The organism is Treponema bryantii, from assembly GCF_900113965.1.
Lineage (GTDB): Bacteria > Spirochaetota > Spirochaetia > Treponematales > Treponemataceae > Treponema_D > Treponema_D bryantii_A.
The window spans coordinates 101264-114545 of sequence record NZ_FORI01000010.1; the positions used below are offsets into that span (position 1 = coordinate 101264).

Annotated in this window: 14 protein-coding genes; 9 read left to right on the forward strand and 5 right to left on the reverse strand. The window is 41.2% G+C overall.

What is annotated here, in order from left to right:
- The first annotated feature begins 6 nt into the window (after positions 1-6).
- From BM161_RS12410 to pheS, 4 genes are all read left to right on the forward strand, one after another.
- Positions 7-519, forward strand: a complete 513-nt coding sequence (locus BM161_RS12410; RefSeq protein ID WP_342351354.1) for a rhomboid family intramembrane serine protease — start codon at positions 7-9, stop codon at positions 517-519.
- Positions 495-1196 carry a hypothetical protein gene (locus tag BM161_RS12415; protein ID WP_074933183.1) on the forward strand — a complete coding sequence of 234 codons (702 nt, stop codon included), beginning with the start codon at positions 495-497 and terminating at the stop codon, positions 1194-1196. Before BM161_RS12410 ends, BM161_RS12415 begins: the two co-directional genes overlap by 25 nt.
- 31 nt (positions 1197-1227) lie before the next feature.
- Positions 1228-1641 carry a hypothetical protein gene (locus BM161_RS12420; RefSeq protein WP_074933184.1) on the forward strand — a complete coding sequence of 138 codons (414 nt, stop codon included), beginning with the start codon at positions 1228-1230 and terminating at the stop codon, positions 1639-1641.
- A gap of 130 nt (positions 1642-1771) precedes the next feature.
- Complete coding sequence (gene pheS, locus BM161_RS12425) at positions 1772-3328, forward strand: phenylalanine--tRNA ligase subunit alpha (protein WP_074933187.1); 1557 nt, start codon at positions 1772-1774, stop codon at positions 3326-3328.
- Between the two features lie 103 nt (positions 3329-3431).
- On the opposite strand, the gene BM161_RS12430 is transcribed toward pheS, so the two are convergent.
- The 4 genes from BM161_RS12430 to BM161_RS12445 form a co-directional block, all read right to left on the reverse strand.
- A complete protein-coding gene (locus tag BM161_RS12430; protein WP_074933188.1) occupies positions 3432-4025 on the reverse strand; it encodes a TetR/AcrR family transcriptional regulator in 594 nt (197 codons plus the stop codon).
- A gap of 12 nt (positions 4026-4037) precedes the next feature.
- Entirely contained in the window at positions 4038-5195 is a 1158-nt protein-coding gene (locus BM161_RS12435) for a THUMP domain-containing class I SAM-dependent RNA methyltransferase (protein WP_074933190.1), read from the reverse strand.
- 103 nt (positions 5196-5298) lie between these two features.
- Positions 5299-6150 (reverse strand): hypothetical protein, encoded by an 852-nt coding sequence (locus BM161_RS12440; protein ID WP_074933191.1) that lies wholly within the window; start codon positions 6148-6150, stop codon positions 5299-5301.
- 48 nt (positions 6151-6198) lie between these two features.
- Positions 6199-7497: an endo-1,4-beta-xylanase gene (locus tag BM161_RS12445; RefSeq protein ID WP_074933193.1), complete on the reverse strand. Its 1299-nt coding sequence runs from the start codon at positions 7495-7497 to the stop codon at positions 6199-6201.
- Between the two features lie 83 nt (positions 7498-7580).
- On the opposite strand from BM161_RS12445, the gene BM161_RS12450 reads away from it, so the two are divergent.
- From BM161_RS12450 to BM161_RS12470, 5 genes are all read left to right on the forward strand, one after another.
- Positions 7581-8474: a lysophospholipid acyltransferase family protein gene (locus BM161_RS12450; protein WP_074933195.1), complete on the forward strand. Its 894-nt coding sequence runs from the start codon at positions 7581-7583 to the stop codon at positions 8472-8474.
- A gap of 119 nt (positions 8475-8593) precedes the next feature.
- The gene (locus BM161_RS12455) at positions 8594-9325 is read left to right on the forward strand and encodes an IMP cyclohydrolase (protein WP_074933197.1); all 732 of its coding nucleotides are present in this window, start codon (positions 8594-8596) and stop codon (positions 9323-9325) included.
- Positions 9326-9433: 108 nt separating this feature from the next.
- Positions 9434-10540, forward strand: coding sequence for a serine hydrolase domain-containing protein (locus BM161_RS12460; RefSeq protein WP_074933199.1), 1107 nt, complete (start codon positions 9434-9436; stop codon positions 10538-10540).
- A gap of 25 nt (positions 10541-10565) precedes the next feature.
- Positions 10566-11207, forward strand: coding sequence for a DUF624 domain-containing protein (locus BM161_RS12465; protein ID WP_074933201.1), 642 nt, complete (start codon positions 10566-10568; stop codon positions 11205-11207).
- A gap of 495 nt (positions 11208-11702) precedes the next feature.
- Positions 11703-12878 carry a phosphoribosylaminoimidazolecarboxamide formyltransferase gene (locus BM161_RS12470; RefSeq protein ID WP_074933203.1) on the forward strand — a complete coding sequence of 392 codons (1176 nt, stop codon included), beginning with the start codon at positions 11703-11705 and terminating at the stop codon, positions 12876-12878.
- Between the two features lie 81 nt (positions 12879-12959).
- Here the strand turns inward: BM161_RS12470 and BM161_RS12475 are convergent.
- The coding region (locus BM161_RS12475) for an IS3 family transposase (RefSeq protein ID WP_177206245.1) at positions 12960-13282 on the reverse strand (323 nt) is incomplete at its 5' end.

Genomic DNA, 13282 nt, shown 5'->3' on the forward strand with positions numbered 1-13282 from the left:
GGTGCAATGAATCCTATACTGGTGGAACATTACCATATGTACTGGCAGTTTCTAACCTATATGTTCGTGCATCAGAATGTGCAGCATGTGTTCTTTAATATGCTCGCTCTTCTTGTTTTCGGAATTGGGTTTGAAAAAGCCGTAGGAAGCCGGGAATTTCTGCTTTTCTATCTGATTTGCGGAGCTCTTAGCGGTTTCTTTTCGTTCCTGGTATATAGATTTACAGGACAGACCAGAGTGTTTCTTCTTGGAGCAAGCGGCGCGGTTTATGCAGTGCTTTTTGCCTACGCAGTGTTCTTTCCGCGCTCGGTAATCTTAATCTGGGGACTGATTCCTGTTCCGGCTCCAATACTTGTTTTCATTTATGCACTGATTGAATTGGGAAGTCAGTTCTTTGGCAATGGTTCGAATGTTGCTCATATGACGCATCTTTTCGGATTTTTTGCAGCCTGGCTTTATTTTGTAATCAGAATGGGGATTCATCCTGTAAAGATATGGAAAGATACCTACAGAAAATAAAAAAGGAAGTTTTCGCAGTTTTAGTGTTCTGCCTTGTGCTGCCACTTTTTGCGCAGACTCCTTCTGTAATCCGCAATATCCGCCTTCCTTTATGGGCCGAACTGGATGCCTTTCCAGGTCTTGAACTTTCAAGCGATGAAAATGAAGGTCAGTTTGACTATCCTGTTTCCCAGATGAAAAAGATAGCTCCTCTGATTATAAACGGAATGGTCTATGGCTGGAATTTCGTTTATGTTCCTTCTGATAAGGCGCGTGGGGTAGAAGAGTATCTTGAAATTACAGAAATTGTTTCTTCAGATGTGATTCGCGGCGGAATTACCTATGCTTCTCCGTGGATTTCTGAAAGCAACCTGAACTGCTGGGTAGAATACACCCGAACAGATTCCCAGGTTCAAAGTTATAATCTGTGGGCTTCAATTCAAAATCCTGTTATTGCAGGAATTGGGTATGGTTCAGTAGAGAAGGGCTTTGAAGGAATAGAGGAGGCTGTGCGTGAGTCTCTTAAAGCTGCAATTAGAAACTATTATAGAAAAACAATAAAAAACAAGCCGAAAGAAATTACCGGCGCGGTTTTAATTCGTAAGTTTCCCACTTTAGGAATAGATTCAGGACGTTATGTAATAAATCTTGATTTTTTCCTAGAATGCGGTAAAATAATTGAGTATAGTGTTTACTAACGGGCCGGAGGGCCCAGGACAGGAGTTTGCTATGAAGAAGATTTTATCAATACTTGCACTTTTTGCGGTTCTTATGGGTTCTGTTTTTGCTGAAACAATAGGAGATAATCCGGAAGATCCTTTTGAAAGAGATAGATTTGAGCGCGAGAAGCTCTCTACACAGATTATTGTGCCAGAAAATCAGCATTGTACAGATAAAAATGCGAATGTTAAGATTGAGTACATGCCAATGCATGATGAGCTCCGCATTTACTATGATACACTTTATGTAACATACGATGAAGGCGAAGCAATGAATACAATTATTGCTTGTATGGAAGACTTCGTAAAAGATCAGAAGTACTACAACTACAGATATCTTGAAAAGGATAAGAGAAAGCCATACAAGGATGAGCGTAATCAGAGAAGAATTGTATTCTCTTCTCATATAAAATTAACTCGCTAACCTATTTAGTATTTCTTTGAAATATTGTAAAATAAACCGACAATTTTCTAATTGTCGGTTTATTTTTTTTACCGGTGGTTGAGTAGGCCGAAGGCCGTATCGAAACCATCAACACATGGGACAAACAAAAATGGACGTTAAAAACATCATTAAAAATCTTCATCCGCTTGAAATTAAAGTTTTGTTGAAGTATTCAGGACAGGATGAGCTTACATCAGAAAAACTCCAGAAGGAACTGGAATACAAAGAGGGTCATGCAAATCAGGCATTCTCATGGCTTTCTGGAAAAGAGCTTCTTAAAGAAATCCGCCGTACACCACATACATTTTTTGAAATTACAGAGATGGGCCGCAAGCTTGCAGAAACTGGTACTGTAGAAGAGCGCATGGTAAACTTCCTTAAAGATAAGGGTGCTCACACAATGCCGGAAATTGCAGCAGGAATTGGTCTTGAGCAGAAGGATGTTGGTTCTGCTTTTGGTCCTCTTGTAAAAGATGGCGTTCTCAAAATGAATGCAGAAAAGAAGGTTGAATACACTGGTGCAGCTCTTCCTGAGCGCATTAAGGCAACTATGGACCTTGTAAAGAAAGCTTGTGCTGCTGCTGATGGTCTTTTGAATAAAGATGATTTGTCTGCTGCTGAAGTTTCTGCTATGGACGGCCTTGCTAAAAAGCGTGGTGCTGCAGATTCTCCATTCAAAATGATAGAACGCGAAACTGTATTCTACAAGCTCCAGAGCGGTTTTGAACAGGTTCGCGATGCTCTCAAAAATGCCGGCGTTACAGGTAACGAAATTGGTGAAATTACACCAAAGATGCTTGCAAGCGGTGAGTGGAAAAACGGAACCTTCCGTGGCTACAACATTGCAATTCCACCTGCACGTATTATTCCTGGCCGCACAAACCCATATGTTCAGTTCCTTGAGTCTGTAAAAGACAAGCTTTGTTCTCTTGGTTTCCAGGAGTTCGACGGTCCGCTCGTAGAAACTGAATTCTGGAACGGTGATGCTTTGTTCATGCCACAGTTCCATGCTGCACGTGATATTCACGATGTATACCGCATCAAAAATCCTACACACGCAAAATTTATTGAAGAACCATATTTGAGCAATGTAAAGGCTGCTCACGAAACTGGTGGAAACACTGGTAGCCGTGGTTGGAACTACACATTCGATAACGAGTTCACACGCCGCCTTATTCTCCGCTCACAGGGAACTGTACTTTCTGCACATCAGCTTCACAAGGCTGAAGTTCCTGGCAAGTACTTTGGTATTGCACGTTGTTTCCGCTACGACAAGGTAGATGCTACACACCTTTCTGACTTCTATCAGACAGAAGGTATCATCGCTGGTAACGACGTAACACTCCGCGACCTTCTTGGTATGCTCAAGATGTTCGCTACAGAAATTGCCGGAGCAGAAGAAGTAAAATATGTTCCAGGTTACTTCCCATTCACAGAACCTTCAATCGAAGTTCATATCAAGCACCCAGTTTTGGGATGGTTCGAGCTTGGTGGTTCTGGTATTTTCCGTCCTGAAGTTACAAAAGCTATGGGTCTTGATTGTCCTGTTCTTGCATGGGGTATTGGTATTGACCGTATGGCTCTTATGGCACTTGGATTGAACGACCTTCGTGAACTCTTCTGCGAAGACATTGAAAAGGTAAGACTTAGAAAGGCTAAGTTCTAGAAATAATGGATTGCCACGTCGCTGCGCTCCTCGCAATGACGTGGTTTAAGAATGGATTGTTTCGTCATTGCGAGCGCAGCGAAGCAATCCATTTTTTATTTAACTAAGCTTTAAATAAATCTACTGTAGTGTTGAGTGCAGCTCTTACGTCTGCAACATCATCCTTGTTCAAAACTGCAATGCGGAAAATTGCAGATTCCAGCAGGCCGTAAAGAGTATCATTAATATCTTTTACATTAAGTTCCTTAAACTCTTTATTCTGAATTCCCTTAATAAGAATTGTACTCAAAAGGTGGCGCAGGCGGATAACTCTGCGGCGAACACGTTCGCTAGTATCTACTCCAGATTTTTTGAGCTGCATAAGGTAGTTCAAAAGAACACTGAAAAGTTTTTTATTGCTTTCGATTGCATCTGCAAGAGTTCCAAGGACTTTGCGCAGAGAGTCTTCGGCAGATAAGGAAGAATCAGTCATGATCTGTTTAAGGGCAATCTCGAGTTCTGCAAGAAGCTCTTTTATACTGCCAAGAAAGATTTCATGCTTGTTCTTAAAATAAATGTAAAGTGTAGTACGTGTGATTCCGCAGCGATCGGCAATTTTCTGGAAGGTTGCATCTTCATAGCCCTCTTCGATAAAAACATCGAGAGATTTTTGCAGAATTTCCTGTTTTCGCTTGTCGTGTTCTACCACAATTGCCATTTAGCTTTCTCCTTATCGTCGGTACATGTAGAAAGAAGTATCCAGATTTCCGGCCTTAAGCTTTTTGATAGCAGAAGTTTTATGACCAAAATTATCCTGGAATTCTTCGTTAGAAGTAATTACGCCAATATCCCAGCCGGCAAAGTCTGTCCAAAGACTGCCCATCTTCTTATAAAGCTCGCGGGCCTGGTCTGCGTCTCCAAGGCGTTCACCGTACGGAGGGTTACACAGAAGAAGTCCCTGATCATAAGGGGCTGCAAGGTCGGCAAAATCAGATTGAATAAAGTCTGGGCGAGGAATATGTGCGCTGATATCAATTGATTTAAGGGCACGGCCTGCCATTACACAGGCATACTCAGCATTTTTCTTTGAACGTTCTACAGCAGCGTTATCGATATCAGAACCGGTAATGCGAACTTCTACATCTGTGCGGATTTTAGAAGCTTCTTCGTTCTTAATTTCCTGGGCGCGTTCCGCATTAAAAAACGGCAGATTTTCAACCGCAAAGCGGCGGCCGAATCCCGGCGCCACGTTAAACGCATACAAAGTCGCCTCAATTGCAATTGTACCCGAACCACAGAAGGGGTCGTGCAAAGGAGTCTTACGGCGCCACATCATCTCCTGCAGAAGAACTGCAGCCGTAGTCTCACGAAGCGGAGCTACCCCGCCGTCCACTCTATATCCACGTTTGTGGAGGGGGAGTCCGGAGAGATCCAGCAACACGAGAACCTTATTCTCATCAATGTAAACACGAACGTTGCTTTCTTCGCCAGTTTCCGGCATAGAAGACATGTGCCATACATCACCGAGTTTTGAATAAATTGCTTTGTGAACAATACCCTGAATAGAGTGCTCAGAGTTGAGCTTACTCTTATAAGAGCGAACTTTGTCTACAATGATGCGCGAGTCTTTACGTAAAAAGTCCTGCCAATTAACAGCGTAAGTGCCGTCGTACAGAGCATCAAAATCAAAAGCATCATATTCTGCAAGCTGAAGATAAACACGATCTGCAGTTCTTAAGCAGAGATTTGCTTTAAAAAGAGCATCGTCGTCACCGAAAAAAGAAACTCGTCCCGGTGCGTTTCCGTTGAGCTTATAACCTAAATGTTTGATTTCGTTGCCGAGAATTCTCTCGGCTCCTACAGCGCATAATGCGACCAGAGTATTCATACTGGTCTAAAATACCATTTTAACAGTTTTTGTTCAATTGTCAGAATAAAATGTTATAAGGTAAAAAGCGGGATCTCAGTTAATTAATAAACTGGCTGTGCTGTTAGTAATTTACCTGACGTACATTTCCTGAATAGTCGAAACCATCAGAACCTGTCTGAGAAACTACGTGAATTTTTTTAGAGCTTCCAGCGCCTACAACATCAATTTCTGCAGGTTCAGTCCATATAATCTGCTTAATCTGTTTGTCCTGAGAGTTTGGATTATCATAAATTGCCTTCTGACCAACAATTCCCTGAATTGTGATATCTGTGTCCAGGAAAGCCTGAGGAAGAAGTCCAATAAGAGGAATCTTTGTGTGATTAGCAATATCATCAGCCGAAATCTCAAAAGCCTGAGTAAGACTGTCACTCTGGAAGATAATCATAGGAACATATTCGCTGGCAAACTCTGTAAAGTTTGGAGCTGTAACTGTTCCGTCAAAAGTCAAAGTATTATCTGTTTTTTCAAAGATGATTTTGGCACCGTTTGTTCTATAAGCAAAATATGTAGTGTCTGGCTCGAATTCATAACCAGCTTTGATTTCAATGGTATCTGACCATTCAGAATAATAATAGGCATCAGCAATACAATAGCGTACTCTGTACTGATATGAATGACCTGTGTTTACAAGGCTATCAATATAAGTGTAAGTTTTCTGGTCATTTTCGAGAGCCAGAGGATGATACAGAATTCCAATATTGATTGATTTGTCGTTTAATTTGTCTCTGCGGTAAACGTTAATATACTGAGTGTCTGTATTCATTTTTGGAATGATAACGGTAACCTGTTTCTTAGTAACATTTACACCAGGTTTATCATAAAGATTTTCATCTTCAACTTTTAATTTGCATGAGGAAAAAGTGATTCCGAGAATAGCAGCGAAAAATAAAATAAATGAAGTTCCCTTTTTCATAATATAATACCTCAATTATTTATCGGCAGAAAAAGGGAACTTCTTGAACTATTTTTGAGCGGCTTCCATTACGCCGTAGTAAGCAGGTTTACAATGGAATTCTTTGTCGTTGAAAAGAAGAGGGTACTGAGTGTGACCTTTATGCATTGAGTTGAGCCAGGTCCATTCGTCGCGAACGCCCCAGAGGGTAACTCCTTCAATACCGTTTTTGCCTGGTTCTTTGCGGTTATCAATGAACATCTTAATCCAGGTGTAATAAACATCTTTAAGCTTCATTGCATTGTAGCTGGAGTTACCGTTAGCAACGTCCATCTCTGTAATCTGAACATTAATGCCCTTTGCAAGGAAGTTTCTAACTGCTGTTTCAAAAGCTTTTGCAGAATCATAAATGCCAATGTGAGTCTGCATACCTGCAGCATCAATACGAGCGTCTGGTGCAGCCTGAATTGCATCAATGATTTTACAGATTGCCTTGTTCTTTGCTGGGGAAGCACATCCGTAATCGTTGTAAACAAGTTTTACATCTTTTGGCGCATATTTATTTGCATAACGGAAGGCATTTACAATAAATGTCTCATTACCATAAATTGCAAACCAGTTGCTTGTACCGGCATCGCGAAGGAAGTTTGTGTCGGTGGCATTGTCGGAAGCGGCTTCGTTTACAACATCCCACGCAATAATCATATGTTCGCCGTTGATGTTTTTCTTTTCCCATTCTGCAACATGTTCAAGAACAGTTTTGATGTACCATTCCATTCGGGCATTCATTTCATCTGGTCCAACGAGTTCTTTTTCATCATTAAAACCATAGTTTTTCTGGAAGAACCATAGCGGAGTCTGACTGTGCCATACCAGAGTGTGGCCGCGAAGCTTAAGGCCAAGCTTTTTCATATCAGAAAGAATGCTGTCCATCTGTTTGAAGTCTGGAATGTCTGCAGGAACTTTGTAGTACTTTCCGTCTTCTCCGCGGAACTCTGTGAATTTATTAAACTTGTTCCAGCCAAAAATAAAGTCAGGCTTGAACTCGTTTTCCATTGTGATTACGCTAGCGTGAATAGGAAGTCCCTTCTGTAAAAGAGGTTCTCTGAAAGAGTTGTTGTAAGAAACGCAGAATCCAAAATAATCAAAATAATTGAGCATTGCATCTTTTACGCCAGGAACTTCTGTCCAAATTACTGGTGGTGTTGCTGCAAGAGCTTCTTTCTCCCGTTCAGGATCAAATTTTGAGATATCGATTTTAGGAGATTCTTTAGCGGAAAAATTAGTTTTTCCATCAGACTTTTTTGCGGCACAGCCTGTAAAAATCATAAGGGCTGCGGCCAGTGTTATAAGAGTTTTTTTCATCATAAATGATATTATTGTATCTAAGTCATAAATAATCTATAATGGAATTCAACTATTGTTTTATAACCAATTTTAAAGGAAATGATATGGGAATTATGTTGAAAGACAAATTCGGCAGTACATTTGCTGAAATGTCTAAGCTTTCGCACGCCGCTGCGAAAATTGATGAAACAAAAGTTTATGAAGAGGCAAACCTCCAGCTTCGCCCTTATATGTGGGGACTTTTGGATGAAGCCTTTAATTCTGAATCTGGCTTGGGAAATATTGAAAACTTCAAGGCTTTTTATGATTCAGTTGTAAAAGAAGGAAAAACTGGTCTTATTCTTATGGAGCACTACACAAATCTTGATTTGCCAGGAATTCTTTATCTTCTTGAAAAGAATGGTGAAGACTGGGCAAAAGATATGGCTTCAAGAATTGTTGCTGTTGCCGGAATGAAGTTGAACGAAGCAAGTGCCGGAGTTCGTGCATTTACAGAAGGTTTTACCCGCGTTGTAATTTATCCTACACGTTCTCTGAACGCTGTTGAAGGTAAAGAAATATCAGAAGAAGAAAAACAGGCAGAAGAGCAGAGAGCAAGAAAAATCAACTTTGCTGCTATGCGTGCAATGGACAGCTGTAAAAAGCGCGGACAGATGATTCTTGTTTTCCCAAGTGGTACACGTTACCGCCCAGGAAAGCCTGAAACAAAACGTGGCCTTCGCGAAATTGACAGTTACCTTCGCCTTTTTGATAAGATGATTCTTGTTTCAATCAACGGTAACTGTCTTAGAATTAATCCTGAAAATCCTGATGATATGCTTGCTGATATTCTTGAGCCAGGTAAATGTACATTTACTGCAAGCCCTGTAATTGACTGTAAGGAATTCAGAAATAACGTTCTGGCAAAGCTGCCTGCAGACGACCCGGATCCAAAACAGAAAACTGTTGATGCAGTTATGGATTATCTGGAGAAACAGCATACAGAGGTTGGTGAATAAGCCTAAAATCGAAAATCCGTTAAAAAACGGGCTGCGACAGCGGGCCGTTTTAGGATTATCGAAAGAACGGCTCAGAGGCAAGCTGGGCTTGCCGACTAATATAATTTGGAGAATAAATTATGAAATTAATAAAAGACGAACTTTCATCCACAACATACCCTGGACGCGGAATTATCGCTGGTCTTTCTGCTGACGGAAAATACGCAGTTTCTGCATACTGGACAATGGGCCGCAGTGCAGGAAGCCGTAACCGTGTTTTTGTAACTGATACAGAAAATGGAACTGAGGTTGTTCGCACAAAGCCTTTTGATGAGTCTTTGATTGCAGGTGACCTAAGCCTTATTATTTATGCTGCAGTTCGTGAACTTGGCAAAAAGACAATCGTAACAAACGGTGATCAGACCGATACAATTTTTGAAGGATTGAAAAAGGGACTTACATTTGAGCAGTCTCTGCGCAGCCGCAAATATGAGCACGACGCTCCAAACTACACTCCACGTATTTCTTCATTGCTCGATCTCGAAGGCGGTGTAAACGGTGGTTATGCTTACTCACTTTCAATCCTCAAGAGTGACTGTGGAAACGGCGACAACACACTTCGCTTTACTTACACATACGACAATCCTCAGAAGGGCCAAGGCCACTACATTCACACTTATATGGGCGACGGAAATCCTCTTCCAAGCTTTGAAGGTGAACCTGTAAAACTCAAGATTGAAGGCGACATTGAAACTCTTACAAATACAATCTGGACTTCTCTCAACGAAGAGAACAAGGTTTCACTCTTTGTTCGCTTCATTGATCTTGAAACTGGTAAGTACGAAGAACGTATTTTGAACAAGAACATGTAGTTCTTATTATATTGTAGATTGCTTCGCTTCGCTCGCAATGACAGCATAATCCTCGTCATTGCGAGGAGCGTAGCGACGAAGCAATCCATATTAAACAGGAGGTCTATAATGAAAAAAGCGTTTCACTTTTTTTTCTTTATGACCTCCTTTTTTATTTTAATTTTCACTTCCTGTTCTTCTGTAAAAAAGCGCACCTGGAACGACGAAGTAATCATTGATAAAAAATACTGTGATTTTGCGGAACGTGCCGACTCCTATTTGAACGAAGCTGGTTTTCAGGGCGCGGTGCTCGTGGGCCGAGGGGACAAGGTTGTATTTGCAAAGGGGTACGGTTTTTGCGATGAAAAGGCGGCGGCCCCCGAGCTGGTGCCGATAGGCATTAACAGCACGTTTGAGGCCGGGTCTATAACCAAGCAGATGACGGCCGCTGCGGTGATGCAGCTGGTGGAAAAGAAAAAGCTGGCGGTGGACGACAAAGTTTCAAAGTTTTTCCCAGACTTCGAAGCCGGTGACAAAATTACAATTGAAATGCTTTTGAATATGCGCTCGGGCCTCACCGACCATATCAATTCTGCAGACGAGTTCTTCCCGAAAAATATTTACCGCCACATTGAATTAAATCAGATGGCTTGCAAGCCGGTGGATGAAAATCTTGTTCTTACATATCTGAATGAAGCACCGCTTCTTGCCGAGCCGGACAGTACATATTTTTACTGCAACACAAATTATTATCTTCTTGCCTGCATAATAGAGCAGGTGAGTGGAATGCCATACAGCGAATATATACGGAAAAATATTTTTAGCCGCTGTGGAATGAATCATTCAAATCTGGAATTCCAGAATACTGACACCCGCGGTTATGATTATAAAAGCCGCTATTACAGCATTCCTTCATCTCTTGCAATTGGCTGTGGTGATGTAAATTCAAATGTTACAGACCTGTTCAAATGGAATGTTCTTTTTACCAGTGGCAAAGTTGTGAAGAAAAAGACCTTCCAGAAAATGGTAGATTCAGAATCGTATGGCTATGGAGTTTACTGCCACGACGATTCAATTTTCCACACCGGCATTACCAATGTTTTCAATTCGTACGACGGATATTATTTTGATGATAAGCTTTCGATTATTGTATTATGCAATTGTCCTGTAGCAAAGATAAACGCAACTTCAGTTGCAAGAAATCTTTATAAACTTTATGGTGACAATAATAACTAACGTTAGTTAGTAAAGGTGAGTCAATATGGATTTAATAAAAAAGTTTTTAAGCCTCTTATGGTTAAATATTCTCTGGTTAGTATGTTGTATTCCGGTCATTACCGCCGGTGCTTCTACCTGTGCTGCCTTTGCCGTAACTCTCCGCTTTGCCGATGAGGATGAAGAAGTTTCAACTTTTAGAGGTATTGCAGGTCGCTTTTTTAAGGCGTTCCGTCAGGACTTGCTTCAGGGGTTTCTGTTAGAGGTAGTAACTCTTGCTGGGTTAGCTCTTGGAGTTTTCCTTTCTTATCTTGCCTGGGACTCAGGTTTAAGTCTTGTTAAGATTGCGCTTCTTGTTGTGTATTTCCTTGTTGTGTTTGTAGTGCTTTTTTATGCGTATCCACTGGTTGCACGTTACACAAATAGTTTTGTAAATACACTCAGAAACTCGGTAGCACTGTTTGCGCAGTACCCGAATAAGAGCATAAAAACATTAGGCGTTGTTCTTGTAGAACTCGTAGTGCTTGCGGTGTCGTTTAAGATTTATTTTACCGGCCTTATAATCTTACCGTCAGTAATTTTCTACACTATCAGCCGCCCTGCAAAAGATATTTTTGTGAGAATGGAAAATCCTGCTCGGGCGGAAAGTGAAGAGCTCTCTGAAGAGAACACAGAAGAAACTGATTAATTAAATGGCACTTTTAATTATGAATTTTGTACATTGGGCCTACTAAAACATGGAAAATGTTGTTTTAGTAGGCCCAATTTTTGTGTAAAAAATATGTGCGGCCTGCTAAATCATAAATAATCAAATTTTGCAGGCTCAAAAGAGAGGATTTAAGCGATAAAGGGCATAATTTATTTGTTTTTGGATCAATTTGGGCCTGCTAAAATAATTAAATTGTAATTTTGTAGGCCTCACTTGTATTTGGAGCCAGCTTGGAAGCCTACTAAATTGATAAAATTGAAATTTAGCAGGCCAAAAACCTGGATAAGCCAATATTATAGTTCACCAGGGGGCGTTACGGGGGTGGAACCCCCGTATAGGGGGTAGCGGACAAGACCGGAGCGAACGGTGGTTGAGCTTGTCGAAACTACCGTGAGTGAGGACTTGGGAGCGCAGGGGGCTTCCCCCTCCTTTTTTTGATTTGAATTTTTACCCGATTTATTCTATTATGACGCTATGAAAGAACTTGAATTGAAATACGGATGTAATCCGAATCAGAAACCTGCAAGGGTTTACATGGAAAGCGGCGATCTTCCTATCACTGTTGTAAACGGAAGACCTGGATACATCAACCTGCTGGATGCTCTCAACGGCTGGCAGCTTGTTAAGGAATTGAAGGAGGCTACCGGGCTTCCTGCAGCAACAAGCTTTAAACACGTTTCACCTGCCGGTGCTGCTGTTGGACTTCCACTTTCAGATACACTTAAGCAGATTTATTTTACTGACAATGTTGAACTTACTCCGCTTGCCTGTGCTTATGCCCGCGCTCGTGGTGCAGACCGCATGAGCTCTTTCGGCGATTTTATTTCTTTGAGCGACGAGTGTGATGAAGCTACAGCTCTTCTTATCAAGAAGGAAGTTTCTGATGGTATTATCGCACCTGGATATTCTGAAAAGGCTCTTGAGATTCTTAAGGCTAAGAAAAACGGTAACTACTGTGTAATTCAGATTGACCCTAATTACGTTCCAGCTGATCTTGAACGCAAACAGGTTTTCGGTGTTACTTTTGAACAGGGACACAACTTCCTTAAGATTGATGAAAAATCAGCTCTTTCAAACATCGTAACTAAGAACAAGAACCTTAGCGAAGAAGACAAACGCAATCTTGTAATTTCTCTTATCGTTCTTAAATATACCCAGTCTAACTCAGTTTGTTTTGTAAAAGACGGACAGGCAATTGGTATAGGGGCTGGACAGCAGAGCCGCGTACACTGTACTCGTCTTGCTGGTCAGAAAGCTGATAACTGGTGGCTGCGTCAGTCTCCAAAGGTACTCGGACTTCAGTTCGTTGACGGAATTAAACGCGCAGACCGCGACAACACAATCGACGTTTACATTGGTGAAGAATATATGGATGTTCTCGCAGAAGGTAAATGGCAGAACTTCTTTAAGGTAAAGCCAGAAGTTTTCACTCGTGAAGAAAAAGCTGAATGGATTGCAAAGAATACAAACGTTGCTGTTGGTTCTGATGCCTTCTTCCCATTCGGAGACAACATTGAACGTGCACGTAAGTCTGGCGTAACTTGTGTTGTTCAGCCGGGCGGAAGTGTTCGCGATGACCTTGTAATCAAGGCTGCAGATGACTACAACATGGTAATGGCATTCAACGGAATCCGTTTGTTCCACCATTAATAGATTGTCGGGTCAAGCCCGACAATGACATTACTGTCATTCCCGGGCTTTGAAGTGCACCCCAATTATTGGACACTTTAACTAGGCTGATTTTAAGGACTGATTCCTGAATTGTAAAGGGGTCAGTCCTTTTAATTTAACCTTAATTCTTTTTTCGTTGTACCAAGACAAATATTCAACTAATTCTTTTTTGAAATGTTCAACGGATTCAAACTTTTGTAAATATAAAAGTTCGGATTTCAGCAATCCAAAGAAATTCTCCATTACCGAATTATCAAGACAGTTGCCTTTTCGCGACATGCTTTGCCTGATTCCTTTTTCTTTCAGTCGCCTCTGATAATCATACATCTGATACTGCCAGCCCTGATCAGAATGAAGAATCAGATTTGTTCCATCCGGAATCT

What these genes read in the sequence shown, in the direction of transcription:
- BM161_RS12410 (WP_342351354.1), top strand. Translation starts at nt 7, where the DNA reads ATGAATCCTATACTGGTGGAACATTACCATATGTACTGGCAGTTTCTA.
- BM161_RS12415 (WP_074933183.1), top strand. Translation starts at nt 495, where the DNA reads ATGGAAAGATACCTACAGAAAATAAAAAAGGAAGTTTTCGCAGTTTTA.
- BM161_RS12420 (WP_074933184.1), top strand. Translation starts at nt 1,228, where the DNA reads ATGAAGAAGATTTTATCAATACTTGCACTTTTTGCGGTTCTTATGGGT.
- pheS (WP_074933187.1), top strand. Translation starts at nt 1,772, where the DNA reads ATGGACGTTAAAAACATCATTAAAAATCTTCATCCGCTTGAAATTAAA.
- BM161_RS12430 (WP_074933188.1), bottom strand. Translation starts at nt 4,025, where the DNA reads ATGGCAATTGTGGTAGAACACGACAAGCGAAAACAGGAAATTCTGCAA.
- BM161_RS12435 (WP_074933190.1), bottom strand. Translation starts at nt 5,195, where the DNA reads ATGAATACTCTGGTCGCATTATGCGCTGTAGGAGCCGAGAGAATTCTC.
- BM161_RS12440 (WP_074933191.1), bottom strand. Translation starts at nt 6,150, where the DNA reads ATGAAAAAGGGAACTTCATTTATTTTATTTTTCGCTGCTATTCTCGGA.
- BM161_RS12445 (WP_074933193.1), bottom strand. Translation starts at nt 7,497, where the DNA reads ATGATGAAAAAAACTCTTATAACACTGGCCGCAGCCCTTATGATTTTT.
- BM161_RS12450 (WP_074933195.1), top strand. Translation starts at nt 7,581, where the DNA reads ATGGGAATTATGTTGAAAGACAAATTCGGCAGTACATTTGCTGAAATG.
- BM161_RS12455 (WP_074933197.1), top strand. Translation starts at nt 8,594, where the DNA reads ATGAAATTAATAAAAGACGAACTTTCATCCACAACATACCCTGGACGC.
- BM161_RS12460 (WP_074933199.1), top strand. Translation starts at nt 9,434, where the DNA reads ATGAAAAAAGCGTTTCACTTTTTTTTCTTTATGACCTCCTTTTTTATT.
- BM161_RS12465 (WP_074933201.1), top strand. Translation starts at nt 10,566, where the DNA reads ATGGATTTAATAAAAAAGTTTTTAAGCCTCTTATGGTTAAATATTCTC.
- BM161_RS12470 (WP_074933203.1), top strand. Translation starts at nt 11,703, where the DNA reads ATGAAAGAACTTGAATTGAAATACGGATGTAATCCGAATCAGAAACCT.